The sequence below is a fragment of the Kluyvera sp. 142486 genome (genome assembly GCF_046569695.1).
Lineage (GTDB): Bacteria > Pseudomonadota > Gammaproteobacteria > Enterobacterales > Enterobacteriaceae > Kluyvera.
Map to the genome: position 1 here is coordinate 143,196 of NZ_JBKHUI010000004.1, position 20,126 is coordinate 163,321.

Genomic DNA, 20,126 nt, shown 5'->3' on the forward strand with positions numbered 1-20,126 from the left:
CCTATGTAGGCCTGATAAGGCAACGCCGCCATCAGGCACCTCCGGGCACATTGCCGGATGGCGGCGTTGCCTTATCCGGCCTACGTATTCATCTTTCTTTACCTTCGTGATTGAACGCAAAAATTTAAACTTGCATTAACTTTATTTTAACTTAAAGTATCATTTGTAATGTTTTTTACTTTCGAATGAAAGATTGCGAGGTTGATATGACAATGTCCTTTACCCACGAAACGCTGCCCACCGACCCGAAAGCGGCGATTCGCCAGATGAAGCAGGCGCTGCGCGCACAGATTGGCGATGTGCAGGCGGTATTTGACCGTCTGAGCGCCACCATTGAAGCCCGCGTGGCGGAAATTAACGCGCTAAAGGCTCAGGGTCAGCCGGTGTGGCCAGAGATCCCGTATGCCGATCTCGCCGCCGGAAAAATCACTGACGCCACTCGCGCAGCAGTGAAGCGCCGCGGCTGTGCGGTAATCAAAGGTCATTTCCTTCGTGAACAGGCATTGGCCTGGGATCGTTCAATGCTCGACTACCTCGACCTCAACCGCTTTGACGATGTCTACAAAGGTCCGGGCGACACCTTCTTCGGTTCGCTGGATGCCTCACGCCCGGAGATTTACCCCATCTACTGGTCCCAGGCGCAGATGCAGGCCCGCCAGAGCCCCGAGATGGCGCTGGCGCAGTCATTCCTGAACCGCCTGTGGCAGGTGGAAAGCGACGGTAAGCAGTGGTTTAACCCGGATATCAGCGTTATCTACCCGGACCGTATTCGCCGCCGCCCGCCGGGTACCACGTCTAAAGGTCTGGGCGCGCATACTGACTCCGGCGCGCTGGAGCGCTGGCTGCTGCCAGCCTACCAGCAGGTGTTTGCCAACGTGTTTAACGGCAATATTGAACAATATGACCCGTGGAACGCCGCGCACCGCACCGATGTGGAAGAGTACACCGTCGATAACACCACCAAATGCTCGGTATTCCGTACCTTCCAGGGCTGGACGGCGCTCTCGGATATGATTCCCGATCAGGGATTGCTGCACGTGGTGTCGATTCCAGAAGCGATGGCCTACGTGCTGCTGCGTCCGCTGCTGGATGATGTGCCTGACGACGAACTCTGCGGCGTCGCGCCGGGAAAAGTACTGCCGATTTCCGAGAAGTGGCACCCGCTGTTGATCAGCGCACTGACCGCCATTCCCGCCATTGAGGCGGGGGATTCCGTATGGTGGCACTGCGACGTGATCCACTCAGTGGCACCAGTCGAAAACCAGCAAGGCTGGGGCAACGTGATGTATATTCCGGCGGCCCCGATGTGTGCGAAAAACCTCGCCTACGCCCATAAGGTGAAGGCTGCGCTGGAGCGAGGAGCCTCGCCGGGCGACTTCCCGCGCGAAGACTACGAAGCCGACTGGCAAGGGCGTTTCACCCTCGCCGACCTCAACATTCACGGCAAACGGGCGCTCGGTATCGACAACTGATTGTCGTATAGCCCTTCCCGTTCCACGGCGGTGTGCCCTTTTCCGGGGCGCACCCGCCTGACCGATTCCCGCACCGCCAGCCGCCCATGCAGCAGCAGCGAGCCAACCGGCGCGTCCGGGCGAATGAGCCGCTGTTGCAGCATCTGTACCGCCTCAACGCCCAACTCATCGCGCGGGACGTGAACCGCCGTTAGCGGCACATCTTCAATCGCCGCCAGGTTAAAACCATCGATGCTCATTACCGAAACATCCTGCGGCACGCGCAGCCCGCGCTGGCGCAGCGCGTTGATGGTGCCCGCCGCCATAAAATCACCGCCGACCAGAAACGCCGTCGACATCGGGCGGTTGCCAAGCGCATCAAGCCACGCCCCTACCTTCTCTTCCGCCCCTTTGGCGCTAAAGCTGCCGATATTGAGTAGGTCACGCTCATGCTGAAAAACGAGGTTGTGCTGCCGCCACGACTCTTTAATGCCCGCCAGCCGCTGCTCCATAGTGTAGCGGCGCAGGCACATCACGTTCATCACCTCACGGTGGCCCATTTCAAACAGATAACGGGCGGCAAACGCGCCGATCGTGCGGTGATCCGGCGCGATAGCAGGTAATCGCATGCGATCGTCTCGACAGTTGATCAGCACGCAGGGCTTGCCGAGATCGGCGGCTAGATCGTGAATATGCGGATCGTCGATACCCAACAGAATGGCCGCCTGCGTCTCCGGCTCGTTCATACGCGACAAAAACAGCGTGGGATCACCGTCGTTCTCTTCCAGCGGGCAATAGCGCAGGCGCACCTCGTGCGGTGCCAACGCCTTGCTGATGCTCTGAATCACGCGGTAGTAGAAGATGTCCGACCGCTCATCAAACGCTCTTGGCGGCGCAAAGATTATCAGGTTGTTCAGCAACATGCGGCCCGCCGCCATGCCGTCCATCACCCCCAGCTCACGCGCGCAGGCCAGCACCTTTTCACGGGCGCGGTCGCTGGTGTTGGCTTTCCCTGCTAATACCCGCGAAACGGTGCTGGCGGAGAGCCCGGTTCGCGCGGCAATTTCCGCAATTTTTAGCTTCTTTTCCATTTTGTGATCCGCCTCTAATTCATAAATGAAAGAATTTTCATGACATAAAAACCGCACGCTGACGGGATTTGAATGATTGTACGTAATCTATATCAGCCAGTTATGAAAAAACGTGCACAAAACCCGCTTTCCCCCGCTTTTATTGTCTCCTACTGTAAATTGGTAGAACAACTTCCATACAAGAACGGTGGAAGTGAGCACAAACAAAAACGATAACAATCAAAATCTTAATAAAAGTGGTGTGACAACTCCCCCACGCAGTTGGCGCGCCGTCCCCTACATCATCCTGTGGAGAACCCTATGAGCCAGGGTATCAATAATGATATGGCCGTCAGCAAAACGCGCCGCGTAGTCAAAAACCTGCGCTGGTGGATGCTGGTCCTCTTTTTACTCGGCGTCACCGTCAACTACATCACCCGTAACTCACTGGGCATTCTGGCCCCGGAGCTGAAAACCAGCCTTGGGATCACCACCGAACAGTATTCGTGGATTGTCGGGGCGTTCCAGATTGCCTACACCCTGTTCCAGCCGCTGTGCGGCTGGCTGATTGATGTGATTGGCCTCAAGCTGGGGTTTATGATTTGCGCCAGCCTGTGGGCGCTGGCCTGCCTGCTGCATGCGGGGGCCGGTAACTGGGTGCATCTGGCGCTGCTGCGCTTCTTTATGGGCGGCGCGGAAGCGGCGGCGACCCCGGCAAACGCCAAGACCATTGGCGAGTGGTTCCCGAAATCCGAACGCCCGGTAGCGGCAGGATGGGCGGGCGTAGGCTTTTCTATCGGCGCGATGCTGGCGCCGCCGATCATTTACTTTGCTCACGCCTCCTTCGGCTGGCAGGGCGCGTTTATGTTTACCGGTGTGCTGGCGGCAGCGTGGGTGGTGCTGTGGTGGGTGTTCTACCATAACCCGGACAAGCACCCGAACCTGGGCAAGGCCGAGCTGGACTATATCCGCCAGGATAACGAAGCGCCGCCGGTCAAACTGCCGTTCCTCACCGCGCTGAAAACCGTTGGCAAAAACAAACGCTTCTACGGTATCGCCATTCCGGCGTTTATGGCGGAACCGGCCTGGGCGGTCTTCAGCTTCTGGATGCCGCTCTACTTCGCCAAACAGTACAACATGGATCTCAAGCAGATCGCCCTGTTCGCCTGGCTGCCGTTCCTCGCCGCCGACCTCGGCAGCGTCGCCAGCGGTTACTTAACCCGCCTGTATGTCCGCTTGTTTGGCTGCTCGCGCGTTAACTCTACCGTGGCGAGCTCCGTTACCGGTGCTTTCTTAATGGTGTCGCTCGCCGTGGTCGCACTGACCAAAGATCCTATCGTCGCCGTGGTACTGATGTCGATTGGCGGCTTCGGTCACCAGATCATCTCCTGCATGCTGAGCGCCCTGGTCGTAGAGTCTTTCGATAAAGGCCAGATGGCGACCGTAAACGGCATGCGCGGTTCCGCGGCGTGGATCGCGAGCTTCATCTTTTCCCTGATTATCGGGGTGACCGCCGACAAAATCGGCTTCAACCCGCTGTTTATCGCCATGGGCTTCTTCGACCTGATTGGCGCCATCTTCCTGGTTTCTTTTATTGCTGAACGTCGCGCAAAACGCGCCTGAGAGTGGATGTAGATATGAAAACGCTGAAAAACTGGACCCTGCAAAAACAGTCAACTCATCACGTCGAATTGCTGGTCGACGGCCAGCACACGCTGTGCCTGTACGTGCTGGAGGAGAATCTGTTCCGCGTGCTGTTAAAACGCAAAGGCGAGCTGGCGCTGGACCGCACCTGGAGTATCGCGCCAGCGCAGGATGTGCCGTGGGAAGGGCGTGACCGTGAGGATCTCAGCGGTTTTACCCTGCCGGCCTGGACGCTGAGCCAGCAGGATGACACCGTGACGGTAGCGACCGAATCTCTGCGCGCGACCGTCCATCAGCCGCTGTGGATTGAGTGGCACTACCGTAACGCCGAGGGCGAGTGGCAGCCGCTGGTCAACGATCGCCCGACCAGCGCCTATCTGGTTAACGCCCACGGCGACGGCGTGGCGCACTATCAGAGCCGCCGCAAGGACGAGCGTTTTTATGGCCTCGGCGATAAAGCCGGCGACCTGCAGCGTACCGGCAAACGCTATGAGATGCGCAACCTCGATGCGATGGGCTATAACGCGGTCAGCACCGACCCGCTGTACAAACATATTCCGTTTACCATCACCCGCCGCGATGACGTGAGCTTCGGGCTGTTTTACGACAACCTCAGCAGCTGCTGGCTGGATCTCGGCAACGAGATCGACAACTATCACACTGCCTACCGCCGCTGGCAGGCCGAGGCCGGGGATATCGACTACTACCTGTTCACCGGCGAACGCGTGCTCGACGTAACCAAAGCCTTCGTCCGCCTAACCGGTAAAACGCTGTTCGGGCCAAAATGGAGCCTCGGCTATAGCGGTTCCACCATGCACTACACCGACGCGCCGGACGCGCAGAACCAGCTGATGAACTTTATTCGTCTGTGCGACGAACATGCCATTCCGTGCGACTCGTTCCAGCTCTCTTCCGGCTACACCTCGATTAACGGCAAGCGCTACGTGTTCAACTGGAACTACGACAAAGTGCCGCAGCCGAAGGTGATGAGCCGGGCATTCCACGATGCCGGGTTGCATCTGGCGGCGAACATCAAGCCGTGCCTGTTGCAGGATCACCCGCGCTACAGCGAGGTGGCGGAACAGGCGCTGTTTATTCGCGATTCCGAAAGCGACGGTCCGGAGCGTTCCAGCTTCTGGGACGACGAAGGCTCGCACCTCGACTTCACCAACCCGCAGACCGTGGCCTGGTGGCAGAACGGGGTCACCGACCAGTTGCTGGAGATGGGTATCGACTCCACCTGGAACGATAACAACGAGTTTGAAGTCTGGGACGGCGAAGCGCGCTGCCACGGCTTTGGCAAAGAGATTGCCATCAAGCATATTCGCCCGGTGATGCCGCTGCTGATGATTCGCGCCTCCATGGAAGCCCAGCAGCGCTTTGCACCGAACAAGCGCCCGTACCTGATTTCTCGCTCCGGCTGCGCCGGGATGCAGCGCTACGTGCAGACCTGGAGCGGCGATAACCGCACCAATTGGGATACCCTGCGTTACAACACCCGCATGGGGCTGGGGATGAGCCTGTCTGGCCTCTACAACCTCGGGCATGACGTCGGCGGCTTCTCCGGCGATAAACCAGACCCGGAACTGTTCGTGCGTTGGGTACAAAACGGCGTGATGCACCCACGCTTTACCATCCACTCCTGGAATGATGACCATACCGTCAACGAACCGTGGATGTATCCCGCCATTACCCCGGCTATCCGCAGCGCTATTGAACTGCGCTACCGCCTGCTGCCGTACTTCTACACCCTGCTGTGGCAAGCGCACGCTGACGATGAACCGATGCTGCGCCCAACGTTCCTGGACCACGAGCATGATGAACAGACGTTTGCTGAGTGCGACGACTTCCTGCTCGGCCGCGATATTCTGGTCGCCAGCGTCGTGGAAGCAGGCGAGCGCGAGCGCCGCGTCTGGCTGCCGGACAACGAGACCGGCTGGTACGATTTTTACACCAGCGAGTGGTTCAGCGGCGGCCAGTGGATAACCCTCGATGCGCCGCTGGAGAAGCTACCGCTGCTGGTTCGCGCCGGGGCCGGTATTCCAATGAGCGAACGCATTACCTTTATTAACGCCGCCGAGGATACGCAGCGCGAGCTGAAGCTGTATCCGCTGAAAGGCGTGGGCAGCACGTCTGGCTTGCTGTTTGAAGATGACGGCGAGTCGTGGGGATACCAGCAGGGCAACGCGCTGTGGCTGGAGTGGGAGATGGTCTGCACGGGTAGCACTATTGACCTGAAGGTCAATGCGCGCGGCGATTATCGTCCGGCGTGGAAGGCGCTGAAGGTGACGCTGCCGGAAGGGGAAAAACGTCAGTTACTGGTTAACGGCGTCGCCGCTGCAGAGTGGATAAACCGCTGATTGTTTTCCATTGGTAACAAAGCACGCCATGAGTGTAACCGCTCATGGCGTTTTTCTTGTGCTCACTATACCTTCAGAATGCCCTCTCAATTTGCGGACCCAAAAATATGAAAATAGTGACCACGATGGCAATGGCATTACTGCTCAGCTCTACCAGCGCATTGGCCTTCCAGGAGCGCCCTTTGCAGGAAACCGCTGCGCAAAATCCTCAAACGAAAACCACGGCGCTGAGTCGTTTCTCTGACGACGACAACGATGGTTCTATCGCGCAGGCATACGGCCCGGCGGCGTTCAGCGGCCCCTCTGACGTCAGCAACGGTTTTCCTCTACCGGTAATACATCACCACCGATAATCGCTCAACGCCGGGTAGCCGTTTACCCTGCCCGGCTTGTTTAAGCCTACCAGCTAAAACGGCGCGTCTCTTACGCCACCGCAATTAAAAAACCAATCAACACACCGTACAAAACGACATTGACCACCAGCGCATAATGATCATCAGTATCTGCTCCGTTCAAGGATTGGGCGGTAGGGTTAACTTTTGACAATGACCAGGCGAATAAAAGCCAGCATCGCCTCTTCCGCCATCAATGAATATGCGGGAGTCATTTCTTCATAAAACTGTGCAGAAATTATGGTGTGGCGAGGGTATCGAGAGGCTGTTGATGAATTGTTTGTGAGACGTTATGTCGCAAGAATTCCCGATGGCACGCGTGCCATCGGGAAGCGATACGGAATTAACCGTCGATACCTTTGCTGCGCAGGTAATCTTCGTAGTTGCCGCTGAAGTCCACCACGCGCTCAGGCGTAATTTCAATCACGCGGGTCGCCAGTGAGCTGACGAACTCACGGTCGTGGGAAACGAAGATCAGGGTGCCCTGATACATTTCCAGCGCCATATTCAGTGATTCAATAGATTCCATATCCAGGTGGTTGGTTGGTTCATCCATCACCAGAATGTTTGGTTTCTGCATCATCAACTTACCGAACAACATGCGACCTTTCTCACCACCGGACAGCACCTTCGCAGGCTTCTTGATATCGTCCTGGCTGAACAGCAGACGGCCGAGGAAGCCACGAACTACCTGCTCGTCGTCGCCTTCCTGTTTCCACTGGCTCATCCAGTCAAACACGGAGAGATCGTTATCGAAATCTTCGGCGTGATCCTGAGCGTAGTAACCGATGCTGGCGTTCTCAGACCATTTCACGGTACCGCTATCCGGCGTCAGTTCACCAACCAGGGTTTTCAGCATGGTGGATTTACCCACGCCGTTGGCGCCGATAATGGCGATCTTCTCGCCCACTTCCATCATCAGGTTGAAGTTTTTAAACAGTGGGCCGTTATCAAAGCCTTTGGTCAGCGCTTCCACTTCCAGCGCGTTACGGAACAGCTTCTTCTCCTGTTCGAAACGGATGAACGGGTTCTGACGGCTGGAAGCTTTCACTTCGTCGAGCTTGATTTTGTCAATCTGACGGGCACGAGAGGTTGCCTGACGAGATTTAGAGGCGTTGGCGCTAAAGCGGCTAACGAAGGATTGCAGGTCAGCAATCTGCGCTTTTTTCTTGGCGTTGTCGGCCAGCAGGCGCTCACGCGCCTGGGTCGCTGCGGTCATGTACTCGTCGTAGTTACCGGCGTACACGCGCAGTTCGCCGTAGTCGAGGTCAGCCATGTGGGTGCAGACCATGTTCAGGAAGTGACGGTCGTGCGAAATGATGATCATGGTGCTGTCGCGTTCGTTCAGCGTCTGCTCCAGCCAGCGGATGGTGTCGATATCCAGGTTGTTCGTCGGTTCATCGAGCAGCAGAATGTCTGGGTTAGAGAACAGCGCCTGCGCCAACAGCACACGGAGTTTCCAACCCGGAGCCACTTCACTCATCAGGCCGTAGTGCTGCTCCAGCGGAATACCCACGCCCAGCAGCAGTTCGCCGGCGCGTGATTCCGCAGAGTAACCGTCCATTTCGCCGTAAAGCACTTCGAGGTCGGCCACTTTGTAGCCGTCTTCTTCGCTCATTTCCGCCAGACCGTAGATGCGGTCGCGCTCTTGTTTCACTTCCCACAGCTCGCCGTGACCCATAATAACGGTGTCGAGTACGGAGTACTCTTCGAAGGCGAACTGATCCTGACGCAGCTTACCGATGCGTTCGTTCGGATCGAGGGAAACGTTGCCCAGCGTCGGCTCTAAGTCGCCGCCGAGGATTTTCATAAAGGTAGATTTGCCGCTCCCGTTTGCGCCAATCAGGCCGTAACGGTTGCCGCCGCCAAACTTGACGGAGATATTTTCGAACAGCGGCTTACTGCCAAACTGCATGGTAACGTTGCTGGTAACTAACACGGGAGTATCCTGAAGAATGTGACAAACCGCCTATTCTGCCACAATTCCGAATAAAAAGCGCCCGCCTTCGCCAGTGACTAAACTGTAACTCAAGTGAAAAAAATGTGATTTCGTACACATCCGAATTCCCTGCGACAAGGAATGCACATATAATGCGCTCCTACCAACAGTCTGAATTCTCAAACAACCGCTGTAATGGCACTGATACCTCGCACAACATGAACATGAAATTAACTACGCTTTTCGCTGCGGCGCTTGCTGTCGTAGGCTTCTGTAATTCGGCATCGGCGGTAACCTATCCGCTGCCAACCGATGGAAGCCGCATTGTCGGTCAGAATCAGGTCATCACCATTCCTGAAGACAATAAGCAACCGCTGGAATACTTCGCGGCCCAGTACCAGATGGGTCTGTCTAACATGCTGGAAGCTAACCCTGGCGTGGATACCTACCTGCCGAAAGGCGGTAGCGTGCTGAACATTCCTCAGCAGCTGATCCTGCCGGACACCGTGCATGAAGGTATCGTTATTAACAGCGCAGAAATGCGTCTGTACTACTATCCGAAAGGCACCAACACTGTGATCGTGCTGCCAATCGGTATCGGCCAGCTGGGCAAAGATACGCCTATCAGCTGGACCACCAAAGTAGAACGTAAGAAAGCGGGCCCAACCTGGACCCCAACGGCGAAAATGCATGCTGAATATGCCGCAGCCGGTAACCCGCTGCCAGCCGTTGTTCCTGCTGGCCCGGATAACCCGATGGGTCTGTACGCGCTGTATATCGGCCGTCTGTACGCGATCCACGGCACCAACGCTAACTTCGGTATCGGTCTGCGCGTGAGCCACGGCTGCGTACGTCTGCGTAACGAAGACATCAAGTTCCTGTTCCAGAACGTGCCGGTCGGTACTCGCGTACAGTTCATTGATGAGCCTGTGAAAGTAACCACCGAACCAGATGGCAGCCGCTTTATGGAAGTTCACAACCCGCTGTCTACTACCGAAGCGCAGTTTGAAGGCGGCGAAACCGTACCGGTTGTGCTGACTAAAGCGGTGCAGAGCGTGACCAGCCAGGCTGACGTTGACCAGAGCATCGTTGACCAGGCGGTTAAAAACCGTTCCGGTATGCCGGTCCGTCTGAACTAATTGCCTGATGTTGCCCGGTGGCGCTTCGCTTACCGGGCCTACATGAACATCGTTCGGGTAACAAAATAAAAATGGCGGGTTAATCACCCGCCATTTTTTTATCCGTTATTCACTATCACGATACCGCCATGGTCGTAGCGATAGTGGCAGTGCGCGTACTCCAGCGGCGTGCCGTCATCCAGATAGATAACCTGCTCCACCTCCAGCACCGGGTCACCGGGCTCACAGCTTAGGTGCTGCCGATCGAGCGCATCGGGTTTGATTGCCCGCACCACCCGATACGATCCCATCATCTTCAGGCCCAGATTTTCCTGCACATAGCGAAACACCGAGCTTTCGAGATGCGTTTTGCTTAACCCCGGCACCAGCGACACCGGCATCACGGTCATATCCAGCGACAGCGGCTCGCCGTTGAGCAGACGCAGACGGACAAAGTCATAGACCGGCGCATCGGCGTTGACCAGCAGCGAAGCCTGCTCTTTTTCCGTGGGAAAGCGCAGCTCAAAGCGAATGACCTGGCTTTCGACGGTGCCAAGATGCTCCCAGGTTTCGGTGGCCCCGGAATAGTCCGCGCCGGGAACATCCCACTGCGAAAGCTGCAGGAAATTCTTACGCACAAACGTGCCCTGCCCCTGGCGGGTATACACCAGCCCTTCGACGATCAGCTGGCGCATGGCCTGCTGGATGGTCATCCGGCTGGTACCGAACTCAGCCGCCAGCGCAAACTGGTCGGGCAATGGTTCAGAGGCGGAATACTGCCGACTGATAATCCGTTTTTTAATTTCCCGCGCTATCGCGATGTATTTCGCCGCCATTACCCGCTCCTGTTATTACATCTCTTCGCCGTTGCTATGAATCGCTTTTTTCAACCATTCGTAGCTTTTCTTCGGCACACGCTTCAGGTCTTTTAAATCGTGGTTTTCACGGTTGACGTAGACCACGCCGTAACGTTTACGCATATCTCCCTGCGAGCTCAGAATATCAATCAGCCCCCAGCCAAGATAGCCAATGACCTGCGCGCCATCTTCAAAAATCGCCGCCTTCATGGCGTTGATATGGTCGCGATGATAGGCAATGCGATAGTCATCTTCAATGATATGTTCGCCATCCCAGGATTCAATCACCCCAATGCCGTTCTCAATCGGGAATACCGGCAGACGCCAGTCATTGTAATAGCGCGTAATAATACTGCGAAAACCGAGCGGGTCTATCTGCCAGTTCCACTCCGTAGCTTTCAGGTGCGGGTTCGGCGTGTCGCCAAACAGCATATAGTTGTTCACCGCCGTGCCTTCCGGGATAGCGTCGCTGTTGAGGGTACGGCTGGCATAGTAGCTGAAGGCCATGTAGTCGTTTTTCATGGACGCCAGCACCGCCAAATCTTCCTCACGGTAGATGTCGTCAAAGCCGGACTGCTTAACGAAGTGCATCACTTCCGGGCTGTAGCCCTCGCCCGCAAAAGCGCGTAGCAGGTTCTGGTTGAAGAATTCATCGAGCTGCTGAACGCAGAAGACATCGCGGGGCTTGCAGGTAGCCGGATAAACCTGAGCGTGCGCCAGCATACCGCCCATCAGCTTGCCCGGTTTGGTGTCGTGCAGGTAATTGGTAAGATGCGCGTGGGCCATCATCACGTGGTGCTGAATTTCATAAAGCTCGCGCAGGGTTTTGTCGCCGCGCATATAGCCGGAGATCAGGAACGTTTCCGGCATATGGTAGAGGTTCTGCTCGTTAAAGGTCAGCCACCAGGTCACCTTGTCGCCGAAGGAGTCGATCACTTTTTTGCCGTAGCGGATAAACGCGTCCATCACACGACGGTCGGTAAAGCCGTTGTATTTTTCCGCCATCGCCAGCGGCATATCGAAGTGGTACAGGCAGATCATCGGCTCAATGCCGCGCTCAATCAGCGCATCGATGAAACGGTCGTAGAAGGCAATGCCCTCTTCGTTAAACTCACCGTCACCGGTTGGGCACACGCGGCTCCAGGCAATCTGGAAGCGATAGCAGTTCATGCCCAGGTCTTTCATCAAATCAAAATCTTCTTCATAGCGATGATACGAATCCGTCGCCACCTTCCAGTCAGAGGCGAACTCTTTCGGTTCGCGAATATCGTATACCGACATTCCCTTGCCGCCTTCATTCCAGGCGCCCTCGGTCTGCATGCTGGAAACAGAGTTGCCCCAGAGGAAGTTGGCGGGCAGTGATGGTTTCATGGTTCGGCTCCTATATGACTAGTCATTTAAATTTAATGACTAGTCATATAACGCAAAGTCGAAAAAGTGCGCAACCCTGGAGATCGTTTTTTGTGAGTCGGAGAGGTTTTTTCCCGACGGCGCTTCGCTTGGCCGGGCTACGCTTCGAATGTAGAGTTTTTTTCCCTGAAGACAGAGAAGCGATTATGTAGGCCGGATAAGGCAGCGCCGCCATCAGGCCTACACGACCCGCAAGAGGCTACGAGCGGTTGACGATGGCGAGCAGCCCGTATCCCACCGCCGCTGCCCACAGCAGCATCGGGATCGAGTACAGATGGAAGCGCCACCAGATGCGTCGGTCTGCCGCCATACGCAGGGCAATCAGGTTTGCCAGCGAGCCTGGCAGCAACCCGAAGCCGCCGACGTTTACCGCCCACGCCAGCAGCAGCGACGGCGGCACGTAGTTGAGCAGCAGAATAGTCGATGGGACGTTGCTGATAACCTGCGACAGCCCAATCGCCGTGAGCCAGAGCGGCGCATCAGACAATCCGCTCACCCCGCTCAACACCTGATGCAATGCGGGAAGCTGGGTCAGCAGGTGTACGTCGATAAACATCGCCATAAACACCAGCAGCAGCGTCCAGTCCACGCCGAATACCACGCGCCTTGCCAGCAGCAGAAAACCAACGGCCACAATCACCAGGCCCCACAGCTCCTGCTTCATTTCGAGCGCGGTCAGAAAGACGACATAGAACGCGAGGCAGCTCCACACCAGCCGTGGCTGCCACGATGGCGTGATATCACTGCTCTGAAACTGCAGCTTTTTCGCCGGGAAGCAAAACCAGCACAGCACCAGCAGCGTAACCATCATCGCCAGCGCTAACGGCAACATTTGTAGCGTAAACGCCGGGAACGATAGGCCGGATCGTCCCCATAGCAAGATGTTCTGCGGGTTGCCGATAGGCGTTAACAGCGATCCGGCGTTGACCGCCAGCGCTTCGAAAATAATCAGCCGGTTAATCGGCAACGCGCACCATTTTTTCAGCGTTAAGGTCAGCGGCACGACGATAAACAGCGCTACGTCGTTGGTGAGAAAGGTGGAGAGCAGCGCCGCTGCCAGCACCATAAACAGCGCCAGCTGCCGCTCGGTGGCAAAGCGACGCGCCATTTTGCGCCCGAGGACATCAAAATAACCGCTCTGCTCAACCCCTTTGGTCAGCAGCATCAGGCCACTCAGAGTAATGATGGTGTGCCAATCAATGGCCACAGGCCAGCGTGATGGCATGAAGGGAACGAAAAAGCTCAGCAGAACGCCGACGATAATCAGCAGATGCAGAAAACGGTCGCGGGCTAGCGACCGTATAAAAGGGAGGTTCATTCCACGTATTGCCCATGTTTCTGGGTAAACTGACGGAACATGTCCAGCGTCTCTTCGCTGACATGGTGCTCAATGCCTTCCGCATCGCGGCGGGCAGTGTCGGCGCTGACGCCCAGCACCAACAGGAAGTTCTCAACGATCTGATGACGCTCGCGACTCTCCTGCGCCAGCTTCTCCCCTTCCGGCGTCAGGAATACCCCACGCCATGGGATCTGTTCAATCAGCCCAACGCCTGCCAGGCGTTTAAGCATTTTAGCCACCGTCGGCTGAGAGACGCCAAGGCGAGCGGCCATATCCACCTGCCGCGCTTCCCCTACTTCGCGGATCAAATCCGAAATCAGCTCAACATAATCATCAATCAGCTCCCGGCGATGCGCTTCACGCACCTGACGGAACCCTTCGACGTGTTCTTCAACGTTAACCAGCTGCGTCGCTTTTTTAGTTGTTGGCGTACCTGCGCGGCGGCTCATAGCACTTCCTCATCTGTGTGACGCCTGAACGCGTCATATCAAGTGGGCCCATTGTAATGGATTGTGACCCGAGCACAAAAATTTAACGTTTTAGCCATAGCTATAAAATATAGCCTGTGCTATATCTGTATGTAATGCAAACGCTCGTCACGGAATGACGGGCCAAATAGCAGGAGGAAACCATGAACGAATTCAAGAGGTGTATCAGCGTGTTTAGTCACTCTCCTTTTAAAGTCCGGTTAATGTTGATCGGTATGCTGTGCGACCTGTTCAACAATAAACCGCAACAGGACACTCCGTCCCGCTAAGCGGCGAGCGCATCGCCGCTTCATCTTTCCGTCACATTTCGCTGGCAACCTAACCCTTCCGCCCCAAAAACCCCGGTTATTTTCTGGTTTTGCAGTCTTCCTCCCAAAACAATTCGTTATCAGTAGTTGACCCAATAATAAGCACGCTTTATCTTTGCGCAGCCCTGTACTTTGCTTCCCCCTCTTCACGCATTGTCTGGCCAATAAAGACCCCTTGACGCCAGGGGATGCACATGGCGTTTTTATAGTTGCTATCTATGAATCTAACCCTGAAAGAAACCCTCGCTGCACGTGGGCTTGCCCTGAGCCCGTGGACGGGATTTTATTTTTTACAATCGATCCTGATTAACCTGGCGCTGGGCTATCCCTTTAGCCTGCTCTATGCCGTCGCCTTTACCGGCGTCCTGCATTTGCTGTGGTGCACCGTGCCGAAAACGCAGAAGGTCATTCTGGGGGTTTATTCTCTGGTAGGGGCGCTCTATTTTCCCTTTAGCCAGGCCTACGGCGCGCCGAACTTCAACACTCTGCTGGCGCTGCACTCAACTAACGTCGAAGAGTCGACGGAAATCTTCACCATCTTCCCGTGGTACAGCTACCTCGTTGGCCTGTTTATTTTCGCGCTCGGGGTCATTGCCGTTCGCCGTAAGGTCACCGACAAAAAGCGCTGGGGCGTGATGGAAACGCTGTGTCTGGTGTTTTGCATCGGCGTGTTCTTCGTCCAGCCTATTCAAAACCAGCTGACCGGCTGGGGCTTTAAACTGAGAGATACCGGCTACCCGGCCTTCCGTTTCGTCAAAGACATCGTCGTTAACAACAACGAGGTGATTGACGAGCAGCGGCGCATGGCTGAGCTTTCCAATATGAAAGACACCTGGAACGTGCTCGCCGTGAAGCCGAAATATCACACCTACGTGGTGGTGATTGGCGAAAGCGCGCGCCGTGATGCGCTGGGCGCTTTTGGCGGCCATTGGGACAACACGCCGTTTGCCAGTTCGGTAAACGGCAACCTGTTCACCAACTATATTGCCGCCAGCGGATCAACGCAGAAATCGCTGGGGCTGACCTTAAACCGCGTGGTGGACGGTAAACCGTTGTATCAGGATAACTTCGTCACCCTCGCCAACCGCGCGGGCTTCCAGACCTGGTGGTTCTCCAACCAGGGGCAGATTGGCGAATACGATACGGCGATTGCCAGTATCGCCAAACGCGCCGATGAGGTGCACTTCCTGAAAAATGGTGATTTCGAAGCGGACAAAAATACCCGTGATGAAGCGCTGCTGAAAATGACCGAGCAGGTACTTTCGACCGCACGTAGCCAGCCGCAGCTGATTGTGCTGCATCTGATGGGTTCACATCCACAGGCCTGCGACCGTACTCAGGGCAAATATGCGCAGTTTGTGCAGTCGAAAGAGACCTCATGCTACCTCTACACCATGACGCAAACCGACAGTCTGCTCAGCCAGCTGTACGATCAGCTGCGTCGCAATACCGACAGCTTCTCGATGGTCTATTTCTCCGATCACGGGCTGGCGTTTAAAGAGCGCGGTAAAGCGGTGCAGTATCTGGCGCATGATGATAAATACCAGCAGAACTTCCAGGTGCCGTTTATGGTGCTGTCCAGCGATGACAAAAAGCACAACGTCATCAAGGCCCGCCGCTCCGCTAACGATTTCCTGAGCTTCTTCTCGCAGTGGACGGGGATCCAGACGCAGGAGATCGTGCCGAAATATCGCTTTGTCTCCTCGCAGAAAGCCGGCAAGGTCTACATCACCAACTTCCAGTTACAAAAAGTGGATTACGACACGCTGAAAACCGATCTGTTTGATCCCAAAAGCTAATTCGTTCCTTCTCTGCTCTTGCTATCCGCTCGCTGCGAAATCCTGCGGGCGGATAGCAAACCCGCCAGACTCTGCATTACTATACTGTTCTGAATTCCCCTCACCGCGAGCCTGATGATGATCGCACAACGTCTTACGCGCGACTGGCGTATTCCTACCGCTGGGCTAGTGCTGTTGCTCTTACTCACCACCGCATTCAGCCTGCACACCCACTGGAACGCCTTTATTCAGTGGTGTCTGGCGACACAAATCACCCTGCACCGCTATCTGGTGATGTATTTGCTACAGCTCAATAATCACGAATACAGCGGTGGGTTATGGCTGTTAACCGGCGCGTTCTTCTATGGCGTGCTGCATGCCGTTGGCCCAGGACACGGCAAATTCATCGTTACCACCTATCTCAGCACCAACCGCGAAAGCCTGATGGCCGCCCGCGTGGTGCCGTTTATCGGTAGCCTGATGCAGGGCGTTAGCGCGATTATGTTTGTCTTTATTCTGGCGGTGGGCTTTAACCTGGCCTCCGGCGATCTGAGCACCAGTCGCTGGTATGTAGAGAAAATCAGCGCGGTGATGATTGGCGCATTTGGGCTGTTTGTTATCTATCAGGCGTTGAAAAGCCTGCGCCCGCGCAAAATGACCATTTCATCGCTCAAACCGCTGCACCAGCACGATGAACAGTGTGGTTGTGGGAATCACGGCGTAGGAATCGCGCTGGCTGAAAGCGACTGGAAAACCCGTCTGGGGGTCATTCTGGCAATCGGTGCCCGACCATGCAGCGGCGCTATTATGATTCTGATGTTCGCCAATGCGCTCGGTATTGTCAGTTGGGGAATTGCCGCCGTGATGACGATGGCCCTCGGTACGGCGCTGTCCATTCTTGGGCTATCGCTTGCCGTACGCTATGCGCGCGAACGGACGGTTGCCTTTTTTGGCGGCGCGGCGGGACAACGCTGGGTGATGCCGGCGATTAAAGTCGCTGGGGGGGTGATGCTGATTCTCTTTGCGACCGTGCTATTTTTAACGGTCATTCCTATCAGCGCTAACGGGGATTACATCGCGGCAGGCTGCTAGTCTGCTGAACAACGGGCATAAAAAAAGGGGTCATCAAGACCCCTTTTTACATCACCGAAGTGATTAGAAGCGGTAACCTGCACCCACGATCCAGGTACCTACGTCAACGCTACGAATGCGAGACTGCTCGTAGGATACGTCCAGAGCGACGTTCTCGATCGGGTTGAACTGCAGACCAGCACCGTAGGAGAAACCGTAGTCGCTGGTGCTGTTGTTGTTTTCTGGGAACTGGTTGTACTGTGCTTTACCATAACCAACACCGACTACGCCATAGATGCTAGCCCAGTCGTTGATGCGGTAAGCAGGACCAGCAGTAATGCCGTAGTACTGACCTTTGGTGTAGAAGTCGTTCTGAGTGTCGCTCTTAGACGTGTAAGTGAAGGAGCCGATCACACCCAGTGGGCTGTTGTCTTCTTCATAGCGGTATTTCAGGTTGAAACCGCCCGCTTTGTTAGCAACGCCCTGCATATCGCTCTGAGCGTAACCACCAGTAACGGTAGAAGTTGCAGCTACGGCAGTACCTGCGGAGATAGCCAGTACAGCGGCCAGTGCTGAAAGACATGCAATTTTTTTCATAACCACCTCAAATGTGCTTCTAATAAGTCCTAAGATTTAAATATATCAAAAATTGTTAAGAAACTCTTTCGACCTAACGCTGTCTAAGGGCATCAATGATGTAACATTTTATTGCCATCAATCACTATCCCTTTCATTAACCACATGTTTTCACCTTAAGTCTTATCTCTACGTCGGTAAAATCCAGGTTAATTTTTCCAGATTATTCCTGGTTTGACAGGCCAAAATGTCCTCGACTGAAGAAATTCTACCCCTTCCATGACACTTTTTTTTCAACAATTCCTCAACCGTAGCCGACTATTTCAATTACACTGCCGGTTTTACCTCTTTTGACAAAAGCTGACAGGAAGAAGATGCCCGGCACGCCCCGCAAGGTACCGTCATGGTTACCCATACTCGTTATTCTTATCTCAATGGTCTCTATCCAGAGCGGCGCTTCGCTGGCTAAATCATTGTTTCCTCTGATCGGTGCTCCCGGTGTTACCGCACTGCGTCTGGCGTTAGGCACCCTAATCCTCGTCGTGGTATTTAAGCCCTGGCGGCTGCGCTTTGCCAAAGAACAACGACTGCCGCTGCTCTTTTATGGCCTTTCGCTTGGCGCCATGAACTACCTGTTCTATTTATCGTTGCAGCGTATTCCGCTGGGTATCGCGGTGGCGCTGGAGTTTACCGGCCCGCTGGCGGTGGCGCTTTTTTCATCACGTCGCCCGGTCGACTTTATCTGGGTGATTCTGGCAGTCTCCGGTCTGTGGTTCCTGCTGCCGCTGGGCGAGGATGTGGCGCATGTTGATTTAACCGGCGCACTGCTGGCGCTGGGTGCCGGTGCAGGCTGGGCGGTCTATATTCTGAGCGGGCGACGTGCCGGTGAAGAGCATGGCCCGGCAACGGTGGCCATGGGCTCGTTGATTGCGGCAATCGTGTTTGTGCCGCTGGGAGCAATACAGGCAACGGATGCGCTGTGGCATTGGTCGATATTACCGCTGGGGCTTGCTATCGCCGTGCTTTCCACGGCGCTGCCCTACTCGCTGGAGATGATTGCCCTCACCCGTTTGCCAACGCGAACCTTCGGGACGTTGATGAGCATGGAACCGGCGCTGGCCGCCCTCTCTGGGATGGTTTTTCTCGGCGAGATGCTGACCTTCAATCAGACGCTGGCGCTGGGTGCCATTATTATTGCGTCGATGGGTTCAACGCTAACCATGCGGCAGGAAAGTAAAATTAAAGAGGTCGATATCGGTTAGGTTTTTTATATTATGCATAGTGCACGCCACTATGCATAATAACCCCATACGATTGCATAACTTTTTATTTCATATCAATAAAACAGCCTTAAAAATATTATCACCTCGCCATGAAGATTATAACTCATTGTTTTAAATAACAAATACCAAACCCATTACCGTTACTATCAAACCTATAGGCAGAATCAGAAAATACCGTCCCGGTGACGGTGCTATACTTGTTTTCGTTAATTCATGAGGACGCAGATACACACGACTTTATAGGTGTATCAGATCAAGAGGATATATGATTATGAGTACTGCAAAACTGGTTAAAACAAAAAATGCCCATCTGCTCTATACGCGTAACGACGTTCCGGATAGCGAAAAACAGGCGACCGTTGCGTTACTCAATCGTCAGGTTCTGCAGTTTATCGATCTGTCATTGATTACCAAACAGGCGCACTGGAACATGCGCGGCGCCAACTTTATCGCCGTTCATGAGATGCTCGACGGCTTCCGTACTGCGCTGACCGATCATCTGGACACCATGGCAGAACGTGCCGTGCAGCTCGGCGGTATCGCGCTTGGTACCACGCAGGTTATCAATGCCCAGACCCCGCTGAAAAGCTATCCGCTGGATATCACCAGCGTGCAGGACCACCTGAAAGCGTTGGCCGAACGCTATGCCATCGTGGCTAACGACGTGCGTAAAGCTATTAGCGAAGCAAAAGATGAAGATACGGCGGATATTTTCACCGCGGCGTCTCGCGATCTCGATAAGTTCCTGTGGTTCATCGAAGCGAATATTGAATAACCTTTAGTAAGATCGGTCTCCTTCCCGTCGCCCGGCGGGAAGGCTTTCGCACTAAAAAAGTGCACAACAACGGTTATAAACCCCGCCAAAGTAAATCATTTGTAATAATCACCTCACACAATCGTTAATAAAAGATTGTTTTCTCCCCTACGTTTGCGCTAAAAATCACCATACTTAACAACATCTTTTTCACGCACTATTTTGGTGCCCCCTTGTGGTGCATATGGACATTTATCCTGCCGAAATTGTGCAAAGCCAAAAGTATTA

17 protein-coding genes are annotated in these 20,126 nt (G+C 54.9%); 10 read left to right on the forward strand and 7 right to left on the reverse strand.

Annotation, left to right across the window (positions count from 1 at the left end; all coding sequences use genetic code 11):
• The first annotated feature begins 206 nt into the window (after window positions 1–206).
• Window positions 207–1,472, forward strand: coding sequence for a DUF1479 domain-containing protein (locus tag ACLGE8_RS06420; RefSeq protein WP_410997319.1), 1,266 nt, complete (start codon window positions 207–209; stop codon window positions 1,470–1,472).
• Here the strand turns inward: ACLGE8_RS06420 and ACLGE8_RS06425 are convergent.
• On the reverse strand, window positions 1,439–2,542 hold the full coding sequence (locus ACLGE8_RS06425; RefSeq protein WP_410997321.1) for a LacI family DNA-binding transcriptional regulator: 1,104 nt from the start codon (window positions 2,540–2,542) through the stop codon (window positions 1,439–1,441). The two genes, ACLGE8_RS06420 and ACLGE8_RS06425, sit on opposite strands and share 34 nt — an antisense overlap.
• Window positions 2,543–2,842: 300 nt before the next feature.
• Here ACLGE8_RS06425 and ACLGE8_RS06430 point away from each other — a divergent pair, with 300 nt between their 5' ends.
• The 3 genes from ACLGE8_RS06430 to ACLGE8_RS06440 all read left to right on the forward strand — a co-directional run bounded on the left by ACLGE8_RS06430 (window position 2,843) and on the right by ACLGE8_RS06440 (window position 6,878).
• Window positions 2,843–4,144 carry an MFS transporter gene (locus ACLGE8_RS06430; RefSeq protein WP_185666676.1) on the forward strand — a complete coding sequence of 434 codons (1,302 nt, stop codon included), beginning with the start codon at window positions 2,843–2,845 and terminating at the stop codon, window positions 4,142–4,144.
• A 14-nt stretch (window positions 4,145–4,158) separates the two neighbouring features.
• Window positions 4,159–6,525, forward strand: coding sequence for a TIM-barrel domain-containing protein (locus tag ACLGE8_RS06435; protein ID WP_410997323.1), 2,367 nt, complete (start codon window positions 4,159–4,161; stop codon window positions 6,523–6,525).
• A 107-nt stretch (window positions 6,526–6,632) separates the two neighbouring features.
• On the forward strand, window positions 6,633–6,878 hold the full coding sequence (locus ACLGE8_RS06440) for a hypothetical protein (RefSeq protein WP_410997325.1): 246 nt from the start codon (window positions 6,633–6,635) through the stop codon (window positions 6,876–6,878).
• 382 nt (window positions 6,879–7,260) lie between these two features.
• On the opposite strand, the gene ACLGE8_RS06445 is transcribed toward ACLGE8_RS06440, so the two are convergent.
• Window positions 7,261–8,856 (reverse strand): ABC-F family ATPase, encoded by a 1,596-nt coding sequence (locus tag ACLGE8_RS06445; protein ID WP_410997327.1) that lies wholly within the window; start codon window positions 8,854–8,856, stop codon window positions 7,261–7,263.
• 218 nt (window positions 8,857–9,074) lie between these two features.
• Between ACLGE8_RS06445 and ldtB the strand changes: the two genes are divergently transcribed.
• A complete protein-coding gene (gene ldtB / locus ACLGE8_RS06450) occupies window positions 9,075–9,995 on the forward strand; it encodes a L,D-transpeptidase (protein WP_185666758.1) in 921 nt (306 codons plus the stop codon).
• Window positions 9,996–10,093: 98 nt separating this feature from the next.
• Here ldtB and ACLGE8_RS06455 read toward each other — a convergent pair whose 3' ends face one another.
• From ACLGE8_RS06455 to mntR, 4 genes are all read right to left on the reverse strand, one after another.
• Window positions 10,094–10,810, reverse strand: coding sequence for a GntR family transcriptional regulator (locus ACLGE8_RS06455; RefSeq protein ID WP_410997329.1), 717 nt, complete (start codon window positions 10,808–10,810; stop codon window positions 10,094–10,096).
• Between the two features lie 15 nt (window positions 10,811–10,825).
• Window positions 10,826–12,202 carry a glycoside hydrolase family 1 protein gene (locus ACLGE8_RS06460; protein ID WP_410997331.1) on the reverse strand — a complete coding sequence of 459 codons (1,377 nt, stop codon included), beginning with the start codon at window positions 12,200–12,202 and terminating at the stop codon, window positions 10,826–10,828.
• Window positions 12,203–12,440: 238 nt separating this feature from the next.
• Window positions 12,441–13,559 carry an anion transporter gene (locus ACLGE8_RS06465; RefSeq protein WP_410997333.1) on the reverse strand — a complete coding sequence of 373 codons (1,119 nt, stop codon included), beginning with the start codon at window positions 13,557–13,559 and terminating at the stop codon, window positions 12,441–12,443.
• The gene (gene mntR, locus ACLGE8_RS06470; RefSeq protein ID WP_410997335.1) at window positions 13,556–14,029 is read right to left on the reverse strand and encodes a manganese-binding transcriptional regulator MntR; all 474 of its coding nucleotides are present in this window, start codon (window positions 14,027–14,029) and stop codon (window positions 13,556–13,558) included. The genes ACLGE8_RS06465 and mntR overlap by 4 nt, the downstream gene beginning before the upstream one ends.
• A gap of 182 nt (window positions 14,030–14,211) precedes the next feature.
• On the opposite strand from mntR, the gene mntS reads away from it, so the two are divergent.
• The 3 genes from mntS to ACLGE8_RS06485 all read left to right on the forward strand — a co-directional run bounded on the left by mntS (window position 14,212) and on the right by ACLGE8_RS06485 (window position 17,246).
• Window positions 14,212–14,337 carry a manganase accumulation protein MntS gene (gene mntS / locus ACLGE8_RS06475; protein ID WP_185666683.1) on the forward strand — a complete coding sequence of 42 codons (126 nt, stop codon included), beginning with the start codon at window positions 14,212–14,214 and terminating at the stop codon, window positions 14,335–14,337.
• A gap of 257 nt (window positions 14,338–14,594) precedes the next feature.
• Window positions 14,595–16,175 carry a sulfatase-like hydrolase/transferase gene (locus ACLGE8_RS06480; RefSeq protein WP_410997337.1) on the forward strand — a complete coding sequence of 527 codons (1,581 nt, stop codon included), beginning with the start codon at window positions 14,595–14,597 and terminating at the stop codon, window positions 16,173–16,175.
• A 117-nt stretch (window positions 16,176–16,292) separates the two neighbouring features.
• Window positions 16,293–17,246, forward strand: a complete 954-nt coding sequence (locus tag ACLGE8_RS06485; RefSeq protein WP_410997534.1) for a nickel/cobalt transporter — start codon at window positions 16,293–16,295, stop codon at window positions 17,244–17,246.
• 63 nt (window positions 17,247–17,309) lie between these two features.
• Here ACLGE8_RS06485 and ompX read toward each other — a convergent pair whose 3' ends face one another.
• Window positions 17,310–17,822 carry an outer membrane protein OmpX gene (gene ompX, locus ACLGE8_RS06490; RefSeq protein ID WP_410997339.1) on the reverse strand — a complete coding sequence of 171 codons (513 nt, stop codon included), beginning with the start codon at window positions 17,820–17,822 and terminating at the stop codon, window positions 17,310–17,312.
• 353 nt (window positions 17,823–18,175) lie between these two features.
• On the opposite strand from ompX, the gene rhtA reads away from it, so the two are divergent.
• Both rhtA and dps read left to right on the forward strand, forming a co-directional pair.
• A complete protein-coding gene (gene rhtA / locus ACLGE8_RS06495) occupies window positions 18,176–19,063 on the forward strand; it encodes a threonine/homoserine exporter RhtA (protein ID WP_410997341.1) in 888 nt (295 codons plus the stop codon).
• 292 nt (window positions 19,064–19,355) lie between these two features.
• On the forward strand, window positions 19,356–19,859 hold the full coding sequence (gene dps / locus ACLGE8_RS06500; protein WP_123651747.1) for a DNA starvation/stationary phase protection protein Dps: 504 nt from the start codon (window positions 19,356–19,358) through the stop codon (window positions 19,857–19,859).
• The last annotated feature ends 267 nt before the right edge of the window (window positions 19,860–20,126 follow it).

What these genes read in the sequence shown, in the direction of transcription:
- ACLGE8_RS06420 (WP_410997319.1), top strand. Translation starts at nt 207, where the DNA reads ATGACAATGTCCTTTACCCACGAAACGCTGCCCACCGACCCGAAAGCG.
- ACLGE8_RS06425 (WP_410997321.1), bottom strand. Translation starts at nt 2,542, where the DNA reads ATGGAAAAGAAGCTAAAAATTGCGGAAATTGCCGCGCGAACCGGGCTC.
- ACLGE8_RS06430 (WP_185666676.1), top strand. Translation starts at nt 2,843, where the DNA reads ATGAGCCAGGGTATCAATAATGATATGGCCGTCAGCAAAACGCGCCGC.
- ACLGE8_RS06435 (WP_410997323.1), top strand. Translation starts at nt 4,159, where the DNA reads ATGAAAACGCTGAAAAACTGGACCCTGCAAAAACAGTCAACTCATCAC.
- ACLGE8_RS06440 (WP_410997325.1), top strand. Translation starts at nt 6,633, where the DNA reads ATGAAAATAGTGACCACGATGGCAATGGCATTACTGCTCAGCTCTACC.
- ldtB (WP_185666758.1), top strand. Translation starts at nt 9,075, where the DNA reads ATGAACATGAAATTAACTACGCTTTTCGCTGCGGCGCTTGCTGTCGTA.
- ACLGE8_RS06455 (WP_410997329.1), bottom strand. Translation starts at nt 10,810, where the DNA reads ATGGCGGCGAAATACATCGCGATAGCGCGGGAAATTAAAAAACGGATT.
- ACLGE8_RS06460 (WP_410997331.1), bottom strand. Translation starts at nt 12,202, where the DNA reads ATGAAACCATCACTGCCCGCCAACTTCCTCTGGGGCAACTCTGTTTCC.
- ACLGE8_RS06465 (WP_410997333.1), bottom strand. Translation starts at nt 13,559, where the DNA reads ATGAACCTCCCTTTTATACGGTCGCTAGCCCGCGACCGTTTTCTGCAT.
- mntR (WP_410997335.1), bottom strand. Translation starts at nt 14,029, where the DNA reads ATGAGCCGCCGCGCAGGTACGCCAACAACTAAAAAAGCGACGCAGCTG.
- mntS (WP_185666683.1), top strand. Translation starts at nt 14,212, where the DNA reads ATGAACGAATTCAAGAGGTGTATCAGCGTGTTTAGTCACTCTCCTTTT.
- ACLGE8_RS06480 (WP_410997337.1), top strand. Translation starts at nt 14,595, where the DNA reads ATGAATCTAACCCTGAAAGAAACCCTCGCTGCACGTGGGCTTGCCCTG.
- ACLGE8_RS06485 (WP_410997534.1), top strand. Translation starts at nt 16,293, where the DNA reads ATGATCGCACAACGTCTTACGCGCGACTGGCGTATTCCTACCGCTGGG.
- ompX (WP_410997339.1), bottom strand. Translation starts at nt 17,822, where the DNA reads ATGAAAAAAATTGCATGTCTTTCAGCACTGGCCGCTGTACTGGCTATC.
- rhtA (WP_410997341.1), top strand. Translation starts at nt 18,176, where the DNA reads ATGCCCGGCACGCCCCGCAAGGTACCGTCATGGTTACCCATACTCGTT.
- dps (WP_123651747.1), top strand. Translation starts at nt 19,356, where the DNA reads ATGAGTACTGCAAAACTGGTTAAAACAAAAAATGCCCATCTGCTCTAT.